This is a genomic window from Jatrophihabitans sp., assembly GCF_035474675.1.
Lineage (GTDB): Bacteria > Actinomycetota > Actinomycetes > Mycobacteriales > Jatrophihabitantaceae > Jatrophihabitans_A.
This window is the reverse complement of the sequence record NZ_DATINC010000130.1, coordinates 1-20,484: the sequence shown is the minus strand read 5'-3', so window position 1 is coordinate 20,484 and position 20,484 is coordinate 1. Positions and strand designations below refer to the sequence as shown.

At 70.3% G+C, this 20,484-nt stretch carries 17 protein-coding genes; 7 read left to right on the top strand and 10 right to left on the bottom strand.

Annotated elements, in window-relative coordinates; genetic code table 11:
• Nucleotides 1-124: 124 nt before the first annotated feature.
• The gene (locus tag VLJ82_RS15040) at nucleotides 125-1,606 is read left to right on the top strand and encodes a hypothetical protein (RefSeq protein WP_408664176.1); all 1,482 of its coding nucleotides are present in this window, start codon (nucleotides 125-127) and stop codon (nucleotides 1,604-1,606) included.
• A gap of 178 nt (nucleotides 1,607-1,784) precedes the next feature.
• Nucleotides 1,785-2,549 carry a GAF and ANTAR domain-containing protein gene (locus tag VLJ82_RS15035; protein ID WP_408664175.1) on the top strand — a complete coding sequence of 255 codons (765 nt, stop codon included), beginning with the start codon at nucleotides 1,785-1,787 and terminating at the stop codon, nucleotides 2,547-2,549.
• A 44-nt stretch (nucleotides 2,550-2,593) separates the two neighbouring features.
• Here the strand turns inward: VLJ82_RS15035 and VLJ82_RS15030 are convergent, their stop codons facing one another.
• The 3 genes from VLJ82_RS15030 to VLJ82_RS15020 form a co-directional block, all read right to left on the bottom strand.
• Nucleotides 2,594-3,433 (bottom strand): TetR/AcrR family transcriptional regulator, encoded by an 840-nt coding sequence (locus tag VLJ82_RS15030; RefSeq protein WP_408664174.1) that lies wholly within the window; start codon nucleotides 3,431-3,433, stop codon nucleotides 2,594-2,596.
• A gap of 167 nt (nucleotides 3,434-3,600) precedes the next feature.
• Nucleotides 3,601-4,812 carry an AI-2E family transporter gene (locus VLJ82_RS15025; protein ID WP_408664173.1) on the bottom strand — a complete coding sequence of 404 codons (1,212 nt, stop codon included), beginning with the start codon at nucleotides 4,810-4,812 and terminating at the stop codon, nucleotides 3,601-3,603.
• 62 nt (nucleotides 4,813-4,874) lie between these two features.
• Nucleotides 4,875-6,095 carry a TerC family protein gene (locus tag VLJ82_RS15020; RefSeq protein ID WP_408664172.1) on the bottom strand — a complete coding sequence of 407 codons (1,221 nt, stop codon included), beginning with the start codon at nucleotides 6,093-6,095 and terminating at the stop codon, nucleotides 4,875-4,877.
• Between the two features lie 212 nt (nucleotides 6,096-6,307).
• Between VLJ82_RS15020 and VLJ82_RS15015 the strand changes: the two genes are divergently transcribed.
• Nucleotides 6,308-6,958, top strand: a complete 651-nt coding sequence (locus VLJ82_RS15015; protein ID WP_408664171.1) for a DUF899 family protein — start codon at nucleotides 6,308-6,310, stop codon at nucleotides 6,956-6,958.
• Between the two features lie 23 nt (nucleotides 6,959-6,981).
• On the opposite strand, the gene VLJ82_RS15010 is transcribed toward VLJ82_RS15015, so the two are convergent.
• Nucleotides 6,982-7,689 (bottom strand): RraA family protein, encoded by a 708-nt coding sequence (locus VLJ82_RS15010; RefSeq protein ID WP_408664170.1) that lies wholly within the window; start codon nucleotides 7,687-7,689, stop codon nucleotides 6,982-6,984.
• Nucleotides 7,690-7,742: 53 nt separating this feature from the next.
• Between VLJ82_RS15010 and VLJ82_RS15005 the strand changes: the two genes are divergently transcribed.
• Complete coding sequence (locus VLJ82_RS15005) at nucleotides 7,743-9,662, top strand: alpha-amylase family protein (protein WP_408664169.1); 1,920 nt, start codon at nucleotides 7,743-7,745, stop codon at nucleotides 9,660-9,662.
• 76 nt (nucleotides 9,663-9,738) lie between these two features.
• Here VLJ82_RS15005 and VLJ82_RS15000 read toward each other — a convergent pair whose 3' ends face one another.
• Nucleotides 9,739-10,584, bottom strand: a complete 846-nt coding sequence (locus tag VLJ82_RS15000; RefSeq protein WP_408664168.1) for a PhzF family phenazine biosynthesis protein — start codon at nucleotides 10,582-10,584, stop codon at nucleotides 9,739-9,741.
• 125 nt (nucleotides 10,585-10,709) lie between these two features.
• Between VLJ82_RS15000 and def the strand changes: the two genes are divergently transcribed.
• The gene (gene def / locus VLJ82_RS14995) at nucleotides 10,710-11,249 is read left to right on the top strand and encodes a peptide deformylase (RefSeq protein ID WP_408664167.1); all 540 of its coding nucleotides are present in this window, start codon (nucleotides 10,710-10,712) and stop codon (nucleotides 11,247-11,249) included.
• Between the two features lie 27 nt (nucleotides 11,250-11,276).
• On the opposite strand, the gene VLJ82_RS14990 is transcribed toward def, so the two are convergent.
• The 5 genes from VLJ82_RS14990 to VLJ82_RS14970 all read right to left on the bottom strand — a co-directional run bounded on the left by VLJ82_RS14990 (nucleotide 11,277) and on the right by VLJ82_RS14970 (nucleotide 18,245).
• Entirely contained in the window at nucleotides 11,277-12,329 is a 1,053-nt protein-coding gene (locus tag VLJ82_RS14990; protein WP_408664166.1) for an aspartate-semialdehyde dehydrogenase, read from the bottom strand.
• Nucleotides 12,326-13,594 (bottom strand): aspartate kinase, encoded by a 1,269-nt coding sequence (locus tag VLJ82_RS14985; protein ID WP_408664165.1) that lies wholly within the window; start codon nucleotides 13,592-13,594, stop codon nucleotides 12,326-12,328. Before VLJ82_RS14985 ends, VLJ82_RS14990 begins: the two co-directional genes overlap by 4 nt.
• Before the next feature lie 119 nt (nucleotides 13,595-13,713).
• Complete coding sequence (locus VLJ82_RS14980) at nucleotides 13,714-15,063, bottom strand: HipA domain-containing protein (protein WP_408664164.1); 1,350 nt, start codon at nucleotides 15,061-15,063, stop codon at nucleotides 13,714-13,716.
• A gap of 357 nt (nucleotides 15,064-15,420) precedes the next feature.
• A complete protein-coding gene (gene gabT / locus VLJ82_RS14975; RefSeq protein WP_408664163.1) occupies nucleotides 15,421-16,767 on the bottom strand; it encodes a 4-aminobutyrate--2-oxoglutarate transaminase in 1,347 nt (448 codons plus the stop codon).
• Between the two features lie 47 nt (nucleotides 16,768-16,814).
• Nucleotides 16,815-18,245 carry a gamma-aminobutyraldehyde dehydrogenase gene (locus VLJ82_RS14970; RefSeq protein WP_408664162.1) on the bottom strand — a complete coding sequence of 477 codons (1,431 nt, stop codon included), beginning with the start codon at nucleotides 18,243-18,245 and terminating at the stop codon, nucleotides 16,815-16,817.
• A 258-nt stretch (nucleotides 18,246-18,503) separates the two neighbouring features.
• On the opposite strand from VLJ82_RS14970, the gene VLJ82_RS14965 reads away from it, so the two are divergent.
• Both VLJ82_RS14965 and VLJ82_RS14960 read left to right on the top strand, forming a co-directional pair.
• Nucleotides 18,504-19,718, top strand: a complete 1,215-nt coding sequence (locus VLJ82_RS14965) for a nucleotide sugar dehydrogenase (RefSeq protein WP_408664161.1) — start codon at nucleotides 18,504-18,506, stop codon at nucleotides 19,716-19,718.
• Nucleotides 19,719-19,812: 94 nt separating this feature from the next.
• Nucleotides 19,813-20,484: glycosyltransferase family 2 protein (locus VLJ82_RS14960; RefSeq protein ID WP_408664160.1), on the top strand; the 672-nt coding region annotated here is incomplete at its 3' end.

The following is a 20,484-nucleotide window of genomic DNA, read 5'->3' as shown; positions in this document are numbered from 1 at the left end:
CCGAACCGTATAAATCCGATCATTCGCGCCATGCGGATGTTTCCTACAATGGCATGCTCGCCGCTCGGCCCCGCGGCCTCCCCACCGACTGGGGGCGGCGCCTCATTCATGCCCGAGGAGAATCGTGCAGTTCTACCTACCCATCCCCCATCGCTCCCGTCCTGACCGGTCGTCGCGCAAGCTGTTCCGTGCGCTGGTGCTCGCGGTGTTCACCCTGGCCTCCCTGCCGCTGATCAGCCACCAGCAGGCCCATGCCGTCGTGCCACTGCTGACCAACACCCAGCGGCAGGCCTACCTGAACTACTACGCGCCGGTGATCTTCAAGCGTGCCAACGAGGACAACGACGAGGACGGCCGGGACTGGCTGACCAACTTCGATTTCGACCAGGACCACAACTACGCCACCAACCGGGTCGACTGGCTCAACGTCAAGAACTACGTCGCCGCCTCGGCGGCCAAGGCCACCACCAGCCCGTACGCGAAGTGGCGCATCCGCCCGACCCTCTACACCTCGTTGATCGAGTACATGACCGGCACCAGCAAGTCCCTGGTGCTGCTGTACCACGTCTACAACGCGGCCGACAAGGAAGGCTCTCAGATCCACGACTGGGAGCGGATCGAGCTGGTGGTGCGCAACGTCACCGGCACTCCCGGCGCGACCGGTGAGTACGTGAACAACTCGACCATCACCCACCACTCCGAGCACATCATCCGCAAGCGCGGCGACTTCGGGTTCAACTTCATGAACACCGCGACCGGCAAGCACCTGATGGTCTGGCAGGCCGACGAGGCCGGCAGCATCCTGGCCACCCATGCCCACGAGTTGCGCTACGTCAACGACACCTACTCAGCGATCGCCGCCCAGCCGGTGACCGACAACGCCGAGGTGGAGATCAGCGGCAAGGACGTCAACGAGAACCTGCACTACGTCTTCGTCCCGCAGGCATCGTCGGCCGCGGTCAGCGCCTGGGGGGCGCAGCGGTTGAACTTCTCCAACGCCTCGACGTTGATCGGCGGCCACGATAACGAGCACACCGTGGACTGGTACCAGGCCAAGCGGCTCACCTACGAGCTGCAGGACATCGCCGACATCACCCTGACCCACTGGTCGGGCAACCCCGCATGGTCGACGAACTGGCTATCGGCGACGGCGGACGACGTCGTGCTGGAATCCCCAGTTGTGAACGAGACGGGGGTGGCCGAGGTGCCGGTCGGCCGGCAGCGGTTCTACACCAAGTCCCGCGACAACGGGTCCTCCAGCCTGACCGACGACCGCAACGCGGTGCTGCACAAGGACTGGTTCTACGGCGCATACTCCGCCGAGGCCGACGAGGACAACCCGCCGGACACCGACAACTTCCAAGCCTACGAGGGGCTGGGCACCGACAGCACCGGCTGGACCCGCCAGCTGGCCAGCGGACGTTCCGACTCACCCAACTCCTACTGGTGGCAGCACGACTACTTCGTCCATGACGGCTACGGCGCCTCCGGCGCCAACGTCGAGAGCGGACAGTGGCTGCGCGGCGCCTGGTACACCGCCGCCAACGGCGGCTTCGACGGGCGCTGGGTGCAGTTGTTCGACGACCGTCCGGGCCTCGAGCCCTGACAGTTCGCCTCAGCGGGCCGGCTCGCACCCACCAGTGCGAGCCGGCCCGCTGCCGCACCCACGAAGCCGACGTGAGCCGCCGGGAAGCTGCCGGTCACGGAGACTGAGGCTTACAATGTAAGGTGCCGTCCGGAGATCCGGCACGGTCGACGTGTGGAGCATCAGCGGGGGATCGATCATGCGCACCGACGACGTATGGCAGGCCGCCGACATCGTGGCCGGCATGGCCGACGAGTTCACCGAGCTGGCCCGGTCGATCAGCGGGAACAGCTCGCTGGAGCCGGCGCAACTCCTGCACCGGCTGCTGTCCGTCGCCGCGGCCACGGTGCCGGGCAGCGAGCATGCCAGCATCACGCTGATCACCGGCAACGGCCGGCCGCACACCAGTGCGGCCAGTGACGACCTGCCGGCCCAGGTGGACCGCATCCAGTACCAGACCGGCGAGGGCCCGTGCCTGCAGGCCGCGGCCACCAGTGACGTGGTGCTGGCCGACGACCTGACGAACGCCCCGGAATGGCCGGCCTTCGCCGGCCGGGCGGTGATCGAGGCCGGGGTGCGCAGCATGCTGTGCTACCGGCTCTTCCTCACCGAGGACAACCGGGGTGCCCTGAACTTCTACGCGCTGCAGCCGGGCGCCTTCGACGAATCCAGCGTGGCCATCGGAGCCATCTTCGCCGCGTACACCTCCATGGTCCAGCTGGCGGCCCTGCACCACGACAAGGCGGTGCACCTGAGCCGGGCGCTGGAGTCCAATCGCGAGATCGGAATCGCGATGGGCATCCTGATGGCCAACGAGCACCTCACCCAGAACGAGGCGTTCACCCAGCTGCGCGGCGCCAGCCAGGACCTGCACCGCAAGCTGCGGGAGATCGCCGCGGACGTCATCTACACCGGTACCCTGCCCGAGCATCGCCCGGCGCCGGGCCCTGCTTCCCCGAACTGACGCCCGATCCTCCCGCGATACAAGGGCAAACCATCGCAGGTCGGTCAGGAATGGCCGCCACTCTCGGAGCGGATCGCGGCGATCTGGTCGAGCATGGCTTCCAGGCCGAGCTGGAACTCGGTCTCGAAATGGTCCTCGGCCAGGCCATCGGCCAACCGGTGGATGGTCGGGTAGCGCCCCGGATCCAGCTCACCCTGCGGGTCGATCAGGTCGCCGGCGGACTCAGCCCGGGCGATCGCCCGCCGGTCGGCACGGCTGCGGGTCGGGGTGAGCCCGCCGGGCACCGCGGCCTCGGCGGCGGTGGCCTCGTCGCTGCCCGCCGCCTCGGTGGTGGCGTAGGCACCGTCCCCGGGCCGCGGGTCAGACAGGGCCATGGCGCTGGTTTCCAGCAGCAGGAAGCCGAGCAGGAAGCTGTTGAAGCTGCGGTAGGCGAACAGCACCTCCGCATCGGAGAAGCCCTCGGCCTCCAGTCCGCGGAGGAAGGCTTCGATCCAGTCCACCGAGCGCAGCGGGGGATTGATCCAGGGCGCCTCGGTCGGCCGGGTGGCGACCAGCGGAAAGGCGTGCGGATGGGCCCGGGCGTAGCGGCGGACCCCATGCGCGATGTCGGACAGGTAGCTGCGCCAGCCCTGGAGGGGCTCGGCGGAGACCTCGTGGTTGTCGGCCAGCTCGCCGACGATGCGGTCCACGACGGCGTCGAACAGCTTGTCGCGGTTGGCGACATGCTTGTAGAGCGACATCGCTTCCACGTGCAACCGCGCCGCGAGCGTCCGCATGGTGACCGCCGCCATGCCCTGCTCGTCGATCAGTTCCAGCGCCGCCTCCACGATGCGCTGCTGGGTCAGCCGCTGCCGTGCCCCCCGGCGCTCCGGCGTGGTGGCCATGAAGCTCCTTCCTCGTCATCCGTGGCGCCCAGGCACCGCGGAGTCTTCAGGACGCCATGTCCAGTAGTGAAGACCAGAAAAGCCTCGCTGGCCAGTCGGAACCGACAGCCAGCGGGACCTCCTCGCTCGGGCAACCACCGGCCGGCCCCTGGACAAGCTCCGGCAGGTCACGACGGTTGACTGCTGCCCCTCCCACGCCTACGCGGCAGAGCTCCGGGCGGCATCGCAGGGGTGGCCGCCGGAGCCGCCGTCCCGTCAGCAACCACTCCGCCGGCGGCAGCCGCCGGCCGGGTGCGGGCCAGGAACTGCTCGCGGGAATAGCGCATGATCGTGACCAGCACGGCCAGGAACGGAACGGCGAGGAAGGCCCCGGCGATGCCGGCCAGCGCCCCGCCGGTGGTGACCGCCAGGATCACCAGGGCCCCGTGCAGGTTGACGGCGCGGCCGACCAGCACCGGTTGCAGCACGTGTCCCTCCACCTGCTGCACGACCACGATCAGGGCCAGCACGATCAGCGCGCTGGTCACCCCGTTGGCCACCAAGGCGACCAGTGCCGCCAGGCCGCCGGTGACGAACGCCCCGACGATCGGGATGAAACCGCCGAAGAACACCAGCACCGCCAGCGGTAGCGCGAACGGCACGTCCAGCACCCACAGGCCGATGCCGATGAAGATCGCGTCGACCAGCCCGACCGCGGCCTGGGCGCGGATGAAGCCGCTCAGGCTGGTCCAGCAGCGCATCGACAACTCGGCCAGGTGCCCGCCGGCGTTCGGGCCGACCCAGGACGTCATCCACGGGACGAACTTCGGCCCGTCCTTGAGGAAGAAGAAGCACAGCACCAGCGCGAGCACCAGGTGGACCACCAGGTTGCCGACGGTGCTGACCCCGGTGAGTAGGCCGCCGGCGAGTGAGGAGGAGTTCGCCTTGAGCTTGTCGACGGCCTGGTTGACCACGTTGTCCAGCGCGGCGGCGTCGAGGTTGAACGGCGGCCCGGCGACCCAGTCCTGCAGGTCCTTCAACCCCGATCCCACCGAGTCCGACAGGTCGGACCACTGATCGGTCACCTGCGGCACCAGGATCGCGGTGAGGCCGGCCAGCACCCCGATGGCGACCAGCAGCGTCAGCAGCGCCGCCAGCGCCGGCGGTACGATCTTGCGCAGCAGCCGGGTCAGCGGCCACAGCACCGAAGCCAGGAACAGGCCGAGCAGCAGCGGCAGGACCGCGTCCCAGAGCTTGCCGAGCACCCAGGCCAGCGCCACCACGGCCGCTCCGGTCAGCAGCAACCGCAGGCTCCAGGTGGCCACGGTGGCGCCGACCCGCTCGAGGACCGCGCCCGGGCCGGTGGCCCGGCGTCGGTCGGCGCCCAGGCCCGCGGGCACCGTGCCGGCCCCTCCCCGAGGGGCATTCCCGAATCGACGGTTGAACATGCGCTGGCTGCTCCTCAGATCAGGGGTGGCGAACTGGAGACGGCGTCCCCGCGGCGGGCCGCGGCGTCGTGACTGGCCCGGGCCCGGTCCAGCAGATCCATCAGGGCCGGCTCGTCGCGGACCTTCTGGCGGTACTTCGGCCCGAGGGCGATGATCTGGTCCCGTTCGGCCAGCAGCGCGCGGTAGATGCGCTCCCGCTCTTGCGGGTCGGCGGTGTACTCGGCGTCGAGGTAGCCGGCGGCGTGCCGGCGGGCGTTGGAGATGGCGTTCTGGGCTCGGCCGGCGCGGCTGAACACCGAGGCCGCGACGGTGACCAGCAGCACGCCGAGAATGACCGACAGCGAGAGCCCGGTGCTGATCTCGACCACCTTGACGTGCTCGCCGTCGTTGTTGAACGGCACGTTGTTCTCGTGCAGTGCGTGCAGGATCAGCTTGACCCCGATGAAGCCGAGGATCACCGCCAGCCCGTAGGACAGGTAGATGAGCCGGTCCAGCAGCCCGTCGATCAGGAAGAACAGCTGCCGCAGCCCCAGCAGCGAGAACGCGGTGGCGGTGAAGACGATGAAGGTGTTCTGGGTGAGCCCGAAGATGGCCGGGATCGAGTCCAGCGCGAACAGGATGTCGGTGCCGCCGATGGCCACCATGACCAGCAGCATCGGGGTCATCGCCCGCCTGCCCTGGTGCATGGTGAAGAGCTTGTCGCCGTCGTAGTGCTCGGTGGTGTGGAACATCCTGCGGGCCAGCCGCACCATGACGTTGTCGCCGGAGTGGGCGTCCTCGCCCTCGGACTTGAGCAGGTTTCCGGCGGTCAGCAGCAGGATCAGCCCGAACAGGTAGAACACCCAGGCGAAGGAGTTGATCAGCGCCGCGCCGAGGAAGATGAACCCGGTGCGGGCGAGCAGTGAGAAGGCGATGCCGTACAGCACCACCTTCTGCTGGTCCTCCCGCGGCACCCGGAAGCTGGTCAGGATGATCAGGAAGACGAACAGGTTGTCCACCGAGAGCGCCTTCTCGGTGACGTAGCCGGCGAAGTACTCCGAGCCGGCCTCGCCGCCCCCGAAGACCAGCACGCCGACGCCGAACAGCACGGCCAGGCCCACGTAGACCGCCGACCAGGCCGCCGCCTCGCGCAGCGACGGCACGTGTGCCTTGCGCACGTGGAAGACGAAGTCGAAGGCCAGCAGGCCGACGATCGCTGCGATCGTCAGGCCCCAGACGAGGGGGGATACCTCCATGGTCGCTCCTGCCTGATCCGGCTGGTGGCGGCACACTCGTGAGCCGTGCCCCGTCGGGTGGCGGGCTCGCGTTCCGTAGAGGCGTCCTCCCACTGTGCCATACCGCTGCCGGCGTCCCGGCCAGGCGTCGTCCGGCGGGTACCGCGCCGGACGTCCCGGGCGCGACTGGTGCGCAGGGCCCGACGCTGGTGGCCCGGGTGCACAATGGCGCCATGAACGCACCGAATCCCGCGCCGGCGTTGCCGCAAGTCGTGTCGGCCGAGGAATGGCAGCAGGCCCGCGCGGAGCTGCTGGCGGCCGAGAAGGAACTGACCCGGGCCCAGGACCGGTTGGCCGCCCGGCGCCGCCGGCTGCCGATGACGAGGTTCGACAACTCCTACACCTTCGACACGCCGTCCGGGCCGAAGTCGCTGCTCGACCTGTTCGAGGGCCGCGGCGAGCTGGTCGTCTACCAGTTCATGGACAACGGCCCGGACCACTACTGCCCCGGTTGCACCTGGTTCACCAACAACGTCCCAGTGCCCGCGTTGGCCGCGCTCGCCGAGACCGGGGTCACCTGGGTGACGGTGTCGAACATGCCGCTGGCCCAGATCGAGTCGTACAAGAAGCAGATGGGCTGGACGCTGCCGTTCGTGTCGTCGCACGGCACCTCGTTCGCCGAGGACTGCGGGGCCGGCGGCGGCTTCCTGCTCAGCGTGTTCCTGCGTGACGGCGAGGACGTCTACCTGACCTACAGCACCACCCAGCGCGGCGTAGACCGGCTGGTCTTCACCAACCACCTACTGGACCACACGCCCTACGGCCGGCGGGAGGACTGGGAGGACTCGCCGCCCGGCTGGCCGCAGCACCCCACCTACGGGTAGCCGGCCGGTCGGAGGGGCGCGCGCTATTCCTCGATCGCCCCGCTGACCGACCGCAGGTGCTCCCGGAAGGTCAGCGACGGGTTCTTCGACCGCTCGGTGAGGTACCTGTCGAAGCGCACCTGCTCGCGCAGCGACCTGCCCTCGCGCATCTGCCCGGCCTGCCCGCGCTCGGTGTCGCGGATCTGCTCGGCGATGCCCAGCACCTCCTCCGCCCGCGCGACCGGCACGAACAGCACGCCGTCGTCGTCGCCCAGCACCAGGTCCTCAGCACCCACCACCCACTCGCCGACGGTGGCCGAGTCCAGCGCGTCCGGCGGCCGGGTGCCGGCGCGCAGCGGCCCGGTCGGGATCGCCCCCATGCTGAACACCGGCAGCCCGATGGCCCGGATGTCGACGGTGTCGCGGTGCAGTCCCCAGATCACCACCCCGGCCAGGCCCGCCGCGGTGGCCTCCAGCACCACCAGGTCGCCGACGCACGAGGCGTCGGTGCGGCCGCCGTCATCGACCACCAGCACCTCGCCCGGCTTCGCGCCCTGCAGCGCCTCCAGGAAGATGTCGACGCTGCCCGCGTGCCGGGCCGGCAGCACCCGGCCGGCCAGCCGGTCACCGGCCACCACCGCCTTGACCGCGGCCGGTGCGCACCGCACCGGCACCTGGGCCCGCACGCAGGCGTCGGCCAGGTGGGCGGTGGTCAGCGTCGCGAACCGCTGCCTCAGCTCGTCGAGCTCCATACCTGCTCCCCCTCCGGTTGGTCGGCCCGCTCTGAGCAGGGACGATAGCGGCCATGCACAGTTCCGAGCCCACCGGTGCGCCACCCGCGGCGCTGCTCGCCGCGGTCGAGTCCCAGCTGGCCGGCTCGACAGACCCGGCCGGCTCGGAGCTGTTCCTGCTCCGCCTGCGGCGCTGGTGGCCGGACCTGCACGACGGGCTGGCCGCCGCCTACGGACCGCGGGCCGAGGAGACTGCGGTGCGGCTGCTGCGGCTGGCCGCGGCGGCCTACGCCGACCGCGAACCGGACCTCAAGCGCCTGGACCTGGTCCGCAGCCTGGAACCGGACTGGTTCCAGCAGCCGGCCATGACCGGCTACGCGGCCTACGCCGAGCGGTTCGCCGGCACCCTGGCCGGGGTGGCCGAGCGGGTCGGCTACCTGGCCGAGCTCGGCATTCGCTACCTGCACCTGATGCCGCTGCTGCGCCCGCGCGACGGCGACTCGGACGGCGGCTACGCGGTTGCCGACTACCGCGACGTCCGTGCCGACCTCGGCACCGTGGACGACCTGCGCGCGCTGGCCCGCACGCTGCGCGAGTCCGGCATCAGCCTGGTGCTGGACCTGGTGCTCAACCACGTCGCCCGCGAGCACGCCTGGGCCGCGGCGGCTCGGGCGGGTGAGCCGAGGTACCGCAACTACTTCCACGTCTACCCCGACCGCGAGCTGCCCGCCGCCTACGAGCGGACGCTGCCGGAGGTCTTCCCGGACTTCGCGCCCGGCAACTTCAGCTGGGACGACGATCTGGACGGCTGGGTGTGGACGACGTTCAACTCCTTCCAGTGGGACGTCAACTGGGCCAATCCGGACGTGTTCGTCGAGTACGCCGACATCCTGCTGTTCCTGGCCAATGCCGGGGTGGAGGTGGTGCGGCTGGATGCGATCGCGTTCCTGTGGAAGCGGCTGGGCACCGACTGCCAGAACCAGCCGGAGGTGCACGCCATCACCCAGGCGCTGCACGCGCTGACCCGGATCGCCTGCCCGGCGCTGCTGTTCAAGGCCGAGGCGATCGTCGGGCCGGCCGACCTGGTGCACTACCTGGGCCAGGGGCCGCACTACGGCAAGGTCAGCGACCTGGCCTACCACAACAGCCTGATGGTGCAGATCTGGTCGATGCTGGCGGCCGGCGACGTCCGGCTGGCCGCGCACGCGCTCGGCCACCTGCCGCCGGCGCCCTCGACCACCGCCTGGATCACCTACGTCCGCGGCCACGACGACATCGGCTGGGCGGTCGACGACCGCGATGCGGCCGCGGTGGGCCTGTCCGGCGCTGCCCACCGGGCGTTCCTGTCGGACTACTACGCCGGGCAGTTCCCCGGCTCGGCGGCCCGCGGGCTGGTCTTCCAGGCCAATCCGGCGACTGGGGACCGGCGGATCAGCGGCACCTCGGCGAGCCTGGCCGGCATCGAGGCCGGCGACGACCGCGGCGTGCCCCGGGTGCTGCTGGCACACGCGCTGACCTTCGGCTGGGGCGGCATCCCGGTGATCTGGTCCGGTGACGAGCTGGCGATGCCCAACGACCCGCACTGGGCGGAGGAACCCGGCCACCAGGCCGACAACCGCTGGACGCACCGGCCGCGGCTGACCGGCGCCGACCTGGACCGGCGAGCGGACCTGACCTGCCCGGCCGGGCAGGTGTTCGCCGGCCTGCGGGCGTTGATCTCCGCCCGCGCCCGGGTGCCGCACCTGGACGCCTCGGTGGGCAGCGAGATCGGCCCGCTGGCCGACCCGGGCATCCTGCCGGTGCTGCGCCGGCACCCGCTCGGGGCGATGCTCGGGCTCTACAACGTCACCGACGGCTGGCGGCCGTACCCGGCCTGGCGGCTGGGCGAGCTCGGCATCGGCGATCCGTGGGACGCGCTGGCCGACGCTGCGGTCCGGTCCGGCGACGACGGCAACCTGTGGCTGGCCCCGTACCAGGCGATGTGGATCGTCTGACGGCGCGAGCGGCGCCAGGCGATGTGGATCGTCTGACGGCGCGAGCGCCGCCAGGCGGTGTGGATCGTCTGACCCGTCAGACCAGCGCGGTGCCCCGGAACAGGGTGTTGGTCGCGCCACCGACCCAGACCGTTCCGTCGCCGTCGGCGCTGACGGCGATGTCGCCGGCCCGGCCGAGCCGCTGCCCCTGCGAGACGCGGTAGCCGTCCGAGACCGCCCCGGTGCGGAACAGCCACTGCCCGACCGAGGCGTTCATGCTGCCGCACACCGGGTCCTCGGCGACCCCGACGCCGGGTGCGAAGGTGCGCATCTCGAAGGCGTGCGCCGAGCCCTCGGGGTAGGCGCCGATCACGCCGATCATCGCTTCCGGGAGCTGCGCGAGGTCTGGCTCCAGGTCCAGCACCTCCCGCGCCGTGGCAAGCCGGACGACGGCCCACCCGGGGCCGTTGTCCACCCACTGGTGCGCCAGTACCTGCTCGCCGGCAATGCCCAACGCCGCCACGACCTGGTGCAGGTAGGAGTCCTCGAGGTCCCCCTCCCGGCGGGTGGGCGGGGCCGCGAAGGACAGCAGCCCCTCGTCCACCCGCACGTCGACCAGGCCGGCCGCGCACTCCTGCACGATCTTGCCCGCGTTGGCCGGGGTGCCGCCGTGCTCCAGCCAGGCGTGCGCCGAGCCGAGGGTGGGGTGGCCGGCGAACGGAAGCTCACCGCCCGGGGTGAAGATCCGCAGCCGGTAGTCCGCCACCGCGCTGGTGGGCGGCAGCACGAAGGTGGTCTCCGACAGGTTCGTCCACCGGGCGACCCGCTGCATCGCCTCGGTGTCCAGGCCTTCACCGTCGAGGATCACGGCCAGCGGATTGCCCAGGTAGGGCGTCGGGGAGAACACGTCCACCTGCGCGAACGGGCGGGACCGGGCAGCCACCGGTGCTCCTTTCCCCGGCCGTCCGGCACCGGCCCGGCGGAATCCGGGGGCCGAACGGCACAGCGTGCTCAGCGTACGGCGGCAGTCGCGACCGGCGGATGCCCGCCGAACTAGACTCAGCGGCTATGGCAGGTCGCGCCCGTCCGGTGGTCATCGTCGGCAATCCGGTGTTGCACACCCCCACCGCCCAGGTCACCGAGTTCGACCAGGATCTCGCCGATCTGGTCGACGACCTGTTCGCCACCATGTACGTCGCCGAAGGGGTGGGCCTGGCCGCCACCCAGATCGGCGTGGGGCTGTCGGTGTTCGTCTACGACTGCCACGACCACGAGGGCGTGCAGCACAAGGGACACGTGGTCAACCCGCGGATCATCGCCACCGCCGGTCCCGAGGAGAAGCTGGAGGAGGGCTGCCTGTCGGTGCCCGGCCCGTACGCGGTGCTCGGCCGGCCGTTCTCGGTCACGGTGGCAGGCCAGGACCTGCACGGCGCCCCGCTGACCGTCACCGGCACCGGCTTCCTCGCCCGCTGCCTGATGCACGAGACCGAGCACCTGGCCGGCACCCTCTACATCGACCACCTGAACCGGCGGCGGCGCAACCGGGTGCTGGCCGAGATCGAGCCGTACCCGTGGAACGGACCGCTGCCCGAGGTACTGCCCTCCTAGGCCGGGCAGGCTCGCCGGGACGCCCGGCTAGGACGCCCGGCGGGCGGCGACCAGCTCGGCGATCTGCACCGCGTTCAGCGCGGCACCCTTGCGCAGGTTGTCGTTGGACACGAACAACGCCAGCCCACGGCCGTCCGGCACGCCGGGGTCCTGGCGGATCCGGCCGACGTAGCTGGGGTCCTGGCCGGCGGCCTGCAGCGGCGTGGGGATCTCGCTCAACGCGACCCCCGGCGCGTCGCTGAGCAGCTCGATGGCTCGGGCCACCCCCAGCGGACGGGCGAACTCGGCGTTGATCGACAGCGAGTGCCCGGTGAACACTGGCACCCGCACGCAGGTGCCCGACACCGCCAGGTCCGGGATGCCCAGGATCTTGCGGCTCTCGTTGCGGAGCTTCTGCTCCTCGTCGGTCTCGTACGAGCCGTCGTCGACGATCGAGCCGGCCAGCGGCAGCACGTTGAACGCGATCGGGCGGCGGTACTTCACCGGCTCGCCGAGATCCACCGCACCACCGTCGGAGGTCAGCGCCACGGCGGTCGAACCGGCCTTCTGCAGCTGGGAATCCAGCTCCTCCACGCCGGCCAGTCCGCTGCCCGAGACCGCCTGGTAGGTCGAGGCGATCAGCCGGACCAGGCCGGCCTCGGCGTGCAGCGGCCGCAGCACCGGCATCGCCGCCATGGTGGTGCAGTTCGGGTTGGCGATGATGCCTTTGCGCATGCCGTCGAGGGCGTCCGGGTTGACCTCGCTGACGATCAGCGGCACGTCCGGATCCATCCGCCAGGCCGAGGAATTGTCGATCACCGTCACCCCGGCGGCGGCGAACTTCGGCGCCAGCAGCTTCGAGGTGGACGCGCCGGCGGAGAAGATCGCGATGTCCAGCCCGGCGGGATCGGCGACCGCGGCGTCCTCCACGACCACCTCGCGGTCCTGCCAGGGCAGCGTGCTGCCGGCCGAGCGGGCCGAGGCGAAGAACCGGATGCCGGCGACCGGGAAGTTGCGCTCGGCCAGGATCCGGCGCACCACCGTGCCCACCTGGCCGGTCGCGCCCACCACGCCAACCTGCAGGCCTGCCCCACCGCTCATCGGCCGGTCCCTCCGTAGACGACTGCCTCCTCGTCGGCGCTGCCCAGTTCGAACGCGTCGTGCACGGCCCGCACCGCGGTGTCGAGGTCGCTGTCGCGCAGCACCACCGAGATCCGGATCTCGGAGGTGGAGATCATCTCCACGTTCACGCCGGACTCGGCCAGCGCGGCGAAGAAGGTGGCCGACACCCCGGGGTGCGAGCGCATGCCGGCGCCGATCAGCGACAGCTTGCCGACGTGGTCGTCATAGAGCAGTTCCTCGAACCCGACCTGGTCCTGCACCCTGGTCAGTGCCTGCACCGCCACCGTGCCGTCGGCCTTGGGCAGCGTGAACGACACGTCGGTACGTCCGGTGCCCTTGGTGGAGACGTTCTGCACGATCATGTCCAGGTTCAGCTCGGCCTCGGCGAGCACCCGGAACAGCGTCGCCGCCTGGCCGGGCTTGTCGGGCACCCCGACGACGGTCACCTTGGCCTCGCTGCGGTCGTGCGCGACTCCGGAGATGATGGCCTGTTCCACGGGTAGATCCTCCATAGCCCCGGCGACCATGGTGCCGGGCAGGTTGGAAAACGACGAACGGACGTGGATCGGGACGCTGTAGCGGCGGCCGTACTCCACGCAACGCAGCATCAGTACCTTCGCCCCGCAGGCCGCCATCTCGAGCATCTCCTCGTAGGAGATGGACTCCAGCTTGCGGGCGTTCGGAACGATCCGCGGGTCGGCGGAGAACACGCCGTCCACGTCGGTGTAGATCTCGCAGACCTCGGCGTTCAGGGCGGCCGCCAGCGCCACCGCGGTGGTGTCCGAGCCGCCCCGGCCGAGGGTGGTGATGTCCTTGGTGTCGGGCGAGACGCCCTGGAAGCCGGCCACGATCGCCACGTTGCCGGCGGCCACCGAGTTCTGCACCCGCTGCGGGGTGATCCGCAGGATCCGGGCCCGGCCGTGCACCGCGGTGGTGAGCACCCCCGCCTGCGAGCCGGTGAACGACTCGGCCGAGTAGCCCAGCGAGTGGATCGCCATCGCCAGCAGCGCCATCGAGATCCGCTCGCCGGCGGTGAGCAGCATGTCGAACTCGCGGCCGGACGGGACGGGGGCGACCTGTTCGGCCAGCTCGATCAGCTCGTCGGTGGTGTCGCCCATCGCCGAGACCACCACCACCACGTCGTGGCCCTCGCGGCGGGTCGCCACGATCCGCTCGGCGACCCGCTTGATCCGCTCCGCGTCAGCGACCGACGAGCCGCCGTACTTCTGCACGACGAGTCCCACGGTGTTTCCTCCAGAACAACTTCCCCCGCGGCCGGCTGGCCCGGTCAAGTCTAGACGCCGGATGGCACGCCGTTGGCCGTCGGAGCCCTCGACCCGGCAGCCGGCTACACCGGGAACCGCTAGTCGTCGGGCCTGGTGGCAATCGTCTGGCGTTGCTCGGTCGCGTCATCGAGGGTCAGGGCGGCGGAGCGGCGGGTGGTGGCAGGTCCGGCGCCGAGCGGTTCGCCGGCGGTGAGCCGGGTGCAGCGCGCGAGGATGATGTCGATGACCCGTTCGCTCGGCCAGCCGGTGGTGAACTTGTCCGGAAGGGCGTCCAGTCCTGTGCGGATGCCGAAGGCGATCGCATCGAGTTCGGAGTTCGCTTCGACCTCGGTGAGGCCCATCGCTCGGCCTTCGATGATCAGTGCCTGCCGGTCGATCTTCGCCAGGCTCTGCTGCGCGCCGATCTTGGTGGCCATCCGCCCGGTGAGGTCGGGATAGGCAAGGGTGCACAACGAGTCGTACAACGGGGACAGCTGCACAGTGCCGTTGTCGAGCAATACCGAATAGTTCTTTCCGTGCCCGTCCTCATCGCCCACCGTGGCACGGAAGGCCACCTGCCGGAACAGCGCGGCCAACTGGACACGCGGTTCGTCGGTGAATTCGCGCAGCAGTCGGGCCATCCGCTCGCTGGGCCGGCCGATCTCGTACTTCTTCGAGGGCCGGATTCCGACTGCTTGGCACATGTCCTCCTGGTGGCGCCGAACCACCTGTCCGTCGACCACGGCACGGTCGTAGCGCTCGGCGACCAGCACTGCGGTTTCGCCCATCGTCTCGGTCCACGCCGCACTCGTGGTGAGCCCGCATGCCCGGGCCAGTGCCAGCACCAACGCTTCGTTGTGTGCGCTGTGCGCCCACACCCCGGTGGGTTTGAGAATGTGGGTCGACGGGGCACCCGCCACCGGCTCGTACCAGAGGTCGGAAATCCGGGCAAGGAGGAACTTCGGCTGGGCGCCGGCCAGGGACATGCGGATGTCCCGGGCCAGGTCGGTGCCTATCGGATGCAGTGGCAGGTCGCGTACCAGCGCGCCGAGCGCCGCCTCGTCCAGGGCTTCGTAGCGCCCGCCGGTGGGCGGAGGGTGCCCGGCGGGCAGCGCCACGATCGCTCCGGCGCACTCTCGGCCGAACTCGCCGAGCAATGCTACGGCGTCCGCGGCGGTCTCTGGCGCCCCGTCGACCAGGCGCACGCCACGCACCTGCGCTGCCGCTGCGGCCAGGGCGCTGCCTTCGGGGAGCAGCCCTTCCAGGAATGCTCGGGACCGGGCGGGCTCACCTGGTCCGGGAATGGGCAGCGAGCACGACAGCAATGGCGTCTCCGGAGGCCAGGTGCCGGCGACCTCATCCGCGTAGACGATCTTGACCTTGCCTCCGCGAGACGGTGTCCGGGTGTGGGCCACCAGCGTGCCGGCAAGCCACAGGTCGAGTTCCATCCGATCAGCCAGCTCGTGGCCGGACCACGAGCTCAAGATCCAATGCAGCCAGGGTGTCGAAGAGGATCTCAAGGGCCCGAGTCTGGTGACCCGATTCCAGGACCACGATCGCGTAGCGGTTGGCCCGCGCGCGTTCGGCGAGTTCCGCCTGGGTCAATCCGGCCCGGGCACGGGCAGCCCGGACGGCTCGTCCCAGCGCCTCGGGAGACCGGACTCGAACCGTCTCACTAGCGGCAGCCGATGTTGACATTTACTCACATTAGCGCCGACTCAACAGAATGTCAAGATTTGTTGACATCCAGACGGGCTAGCACCAGTGCCAAGGTTCACCCACATCCAAGCGACCGGGTGACCTGCTCAGATGCTGGCGGCGAAGGCCTGCTCCAGGATGTCCAGGCCCTCGGCGAGCAGCTCGTCGGAGATCGACAGCGGCGGCAGCAGCCGCAGCACGTTGCCGTAGGTGCCGGCGGTCAGGGTGACCAGGCCCTGGGCGTGGCAGAAGGCGTTGACCCGGCCGGTCAGCACGCTGTTCGGCGTCAGGTCACCGGCGTCGGCGACCAGTTCCAGCGCCAGCATGGCGCCCCGGCCCCGCACGTCGCCGACCTGGGAGTACTTGGCCGCCAGCTGCTGCAGCCGGGGCAGCACCAGCGCCTCGATGGCCTTGGCCCGGGCGTTGAGGTTGTCGGCCTTCATGGTCTCGATCGAGCCCAGGGCCGCCGCGCACGCCACCGGGTTGCCGCCGTAGGTGCCGCCCAGGCCGCCGCTCTGCACCACGTCCATCACCTCGGCCCGGCCGGTCAGCCCGGACAGCGGCAGGCCGCCGGCGATGCCCTTGGCGGTGGTGATCAGGTCCGGCACCACGTCTTCGAACTCGCAGGCGAACCAGTCGCCGGTGCGGCAGAAGCCGGTCTGGATCTCGTCGGCGATGAACAGGATGCCGTGCTGGGTGCACCAGTCCGCGACCCGGCGCACGAAGCCCGGCGCCGGCACGATGAAGCCGCCCTCGCCCTGGATCGGTTCCAGCAGCACCGCTGCGGTGTTCTCCTCGCCGACCTGGGCGTGCACCAGGCTGACGAACTGTTCGAACGCCTCGTCCGAACAGTTCTGCGGGCCGGTCGGCCAGCGGAACGGATAGGCCATCGGCACCCGGTAGATCTCGCTGGCGAACGGACCGAACCGGTGCTTGTAGGGCATGTTCTTCGCGGTCAGTGCCATGGTCAGGTTGGTGCGCCCGTGGTAGGCGTGGTCGAAGGCCACGACGGCCTGCCGCCCGGTGAACGAGCGGGCCACCTTCACCGCGTTCTCGACCGCCTCGGCGCCGGAGTTGAACAGCGCCGAGCGCTTCTCGCCACTGCCCGGGGTGAGCTCGTTGAGCGCCTCGCAGACGGCCAGGTACTCCTCGTACGGGGTCACCATGAAGCAGGTGTGGGTGAAGTCGGCCACCTGGGCCCGCACCCGCTCGACCACCCGGGGCGCGGCGTTGCCGACGGTGGTCACGGCGATCCCCGAGCCGAAGTCGATCAGCTGGTTGCCGTCGACGTCGACCAGCACGCCGCCGCCGGCCCGCTCGACGTAGACCGGCAGCCCCACCCCCACCCCGGCCGACACTGCCGAGAGCTTGCGCCGGTGCAGCTCGGCCGACCGGGGTCCCGGGATGGCGGTCTTGAGGATCCGCCGCTGCTCGATCGGGTCGGGGGTCGTCATGGCGATCTCTCCATCTTCCGGGCGATGGTTGAAGTCTAGGCCCGGCGTCAGAACTCGATGTTGTGCATGACGTGCTTGATCCGGGTGTAGTCCTCCAGGCCGTACATCGACAGGTCCTTGCCGTAGCCGGAGTGCTTGAAGCCGCCGTGCGGCATCTCGGCGACCAGCGGGATGTGGGTGTTGATCCACACGCAGCCGAAGTCCAGCCGGCGGGATACCCGCATGGCCCGGCCGTGGTCGCGGGTCCACACCGACGAGGCCAGGCCGTACTCGACCCCGTTGGCCCACCGGACCGCCTCGTCCTCGTCGGAGAACGATTGCACCGTGATGACCGGGCCGAAGATCTCGGTCTGGCTCTGCTCGTCGTCCTGGCGCAGCCCGGACAGCACGGTGGGGGTGAAGAAGAAGCCGGCCTCGCCCTGCCGCTGGCCGCCGGCCAGCACCGAGGCGTGCTCGGGCAGCCGGTTGACCAGGTTGGACACGTGCTGCAGCTGGTTGGCGTTGTTCAGCGGGCCGTACAGAACGTCCTCGTCATCGGACGCGCCGGTCTTGGTGGCCTGGGCCTGGGCGGCCAGCGCCGCGGCGAACTCCTCGGCGAAGCCGGCCGGGGCGAGCACCCGGGTGGCGGCCGTGCAGTCCTGGCCGGCGTTGAAGTAGCCGGCCACCGCGATCGCCTCCGCGGCAGCCGCCACATCGACGTCGTCGAACACGATCACCGGGGCCTTGCCGCCCAGCTCCAGGTGCACCCGCTTGAGGTCCCTCGACGCCGCCTCGGCCACCTGCATGCCAGCCCGGGCCGAACCGGTGATCGAGACCATCGACGGGATGGGGTGGGCGACCAGCGCCCGGCCGGTGTCGCGGTCGCCGCACACCACGTTGAACACCCCGGGCGGGAAGAACTCGGCGGCGATCTCGGCCAGCAGCACCGTGGAGGCCGGCGTGGTGTCCGAGGGCTTGAGCACCACGGTGTTGCCGGCGGCCAGCGCCGGGGCGAACTTCCAGACGGCCATCATCATCGGGTAGTTCCAGGGCGCCACCTGCCCGCAGACACCGACCGGTTCGCGCCGGATGTAGGAGGTGTGGCCGGCCATGTACTCCCCGGCCGAGCGGCCCTCCAGCACCCGGGCGGCGCCGGCGAAGAACCGCAGCTGGTCCAGCATCGGCGGCATCTCCTCGCTACGGGTCAGCGCGAGCGGCTTACCGGTGTTCTCGCACTCGACCGCGATGACCTCCTCGGCGCGGGCCTCCACCGCGTCGGCGAACTTCAGCAGCGCGCGCTGCCGCTCGCTCGGAGTGGTGTCGCGCCAGCTCTCGAACGCGGCCCCCGCCGCCTGGTAGGCCCGGTCCAGGTCCTCCGGCCCGGACAGTGGCGAGGTGAGGTAGACCTCGCCGGTGGCGGGATTGATCACGTCCAAGGTGCGCCCGTCGGCGGCCGGGACCTGCTCTCCGTTGACAAAATTGGACAGTGAGCGCGCCATTGCGTCCCTTTCAGGTGCTCTGCGGTGGTCTATGGGGCTCTATCAGTGGCCTTTGGAGGCTGGAACAACGATTTCAGTACCTGTTCTACCTTTTCACGACGAGAACGCCAAGGGGGGAGGTGGCCTGTCCCCGCCCGCGCAACGGCGCGTTTTAGGGCAGCCGGGACCTCCCCCGATACACTGCCCCCGCAACCCCGGCGCCCTCCGTCATTGCCGGATCGTAGTTCCCAGACCGCTCAGGATCGGATTTCATCCAGGATGCCCACCGACTCACCTGACAGCACCTTCGACCTCGATGTCGTAGTCGTCGGCGGCGGCGGTCACGTCGGCCTGCCGCTGGCGATCGCCTTCGCCGACCGGGGCCTGCGGGTCGGCATCTACGACCTGAACGAGCTGGCGGTCAAGACCATCCTGTCCGGCGAGCTGCCGTTCCGCGAGGACGGCGCCACCGAGGTGCTGCAGCGGGTGCTGGCGGCCGGCCGGCTGGAGGCCACCGTCGACCCGAGCGTGGTCAGCCGCGGCGAGCACGTCGTGGTGGTGATCGGCACGCCGGTGGACGAGCACCTCAACCCGGACCCGCACGCGGTGCCGCGGGCCCTGTCGGAGTGCCGCCAGCACTTCCGGCACGGCCAGCTGCTGGTGCTGCGCAGCACCGTCTACCCGGGCGTCACCCAGCGGGTGGAGAAGCTGCTGGCCGGCGAGGGCATCGACGTCGACGTGGCGTTCTGCCCGGAGCGGATCGCCGAGGGCAAGGCGATGGAGGAGCTGTTCTCGCTGCCGCAGATCGTCTCGGCGCGTACCCCCGAGGTGCTGGCCCGGGCCGGGTCGCTGTTCGGCCACCTGACCGACAGCATCGTCGAGCTCAGCCCGGAGGAGGCCGAGCTCGCCAAGCTGTTCACCAACACCTGGCGCTACATCAAGTTCGCCGCCGCCAACCAGTTCTACGTGATGGCCAACGACCAGGGGCTGGACTTCGACCGGATCCGCAACGCGCTGGCGCACGACTACCCGCGGGCCGCCGACATGCCGGGCGCCGGCTTCGCCGCCGGGCCCTGCCTGTTCAAGGACACCATGCAGCTGGCGGCCTTCACCGACAACTCCTTCATCCTCGGCCACTCGGCGATGCTGGTGAACGAGGGCCTGCCGCTCTACCTGGTGTCCAAGCTGGAGGCCAAGTACGACCTGGCCAACCTGCGGGTCGGCATCCTGGGCATGGCGTTCAAGAGCGAGAGCGACGACATCCGCTCCAGCCTTTCCTACAAGCTCAAGCGGATCCTGGAGTTCCGGGCCAGGTCGGTGCTGTGCACCGATCCCTACGTCAGCGTCGACGCGAACCTGGAGACGCTGGAGCACGTGCTGGCCAACTCGGACCTGCTGATCATCGCCGCACCGCACAAGCAGTACCGCGACATCCGGCCCACGGTGCCGGTGGCCGACGTCTGGAACCTGCTCGGACAGGGCACGGTGGTATGAGCGGAGCATCGCAGCCAAGCGAGGAGCGGAGCGAGTCTGGCGATGAGCGCTCGCGCGAAGAGCAGGCGGCAATGACCGAGCTGAGCGCCGACTCATGAGCCTGGCCATCTCGGTCGTCATCCCGGCCTACAACGAGGGTGAGGCCATCATCCCGGTGCTGGACCGGATCTTCGACGCGGTCGAGTCCGAGTGCGAGATCCTGGTGGTGGTCGACTTCGAAGAGGACACCACGGTGCCGGTGCTGCGCGACTACAGCGAGCGGGAACCGCGGCTGCACACCCTGATCTCGAGCTACGGCCGCGGGCCTGCCAACGCGATCCGGTTCGGCATCGACCAGGTGAAGAACCCGGTGGTGGTGGTCACCATGGCCGACGGCAGCGACGACCCGCGCCAGATCGACGCGCTGGCCCGGCTGGTGGACCGCGGCGTGGTGGTCGCCGCGGCGTCCCGGTACTCCGCCGGCGGCCAGCAGGTGGGCGGCCCGCTGTTCAAGTCGATGCTGTCCAAGACCGCCGGACGCACCCTCGGCGCCTTCGGCCGGGTCGGCACCCGGGATGCCACCAACAGCTTCAAGGCGTACTCCACCGAGTTCATCCGCGAGGTGGGCATCGACAGCCGCAGCGGCTTCGAGATCGGCCTGGAGCTGACCGCCAAGGCCCGGCGGCTGCGCCGTCCGGTCGCCGAGGTGCCCACCATCTGGCTGGACCGGACGATCGGCGAGTCCAACTTCAACCTCGCCGCCTGGATCCCGCGCTACCTGCGGTGG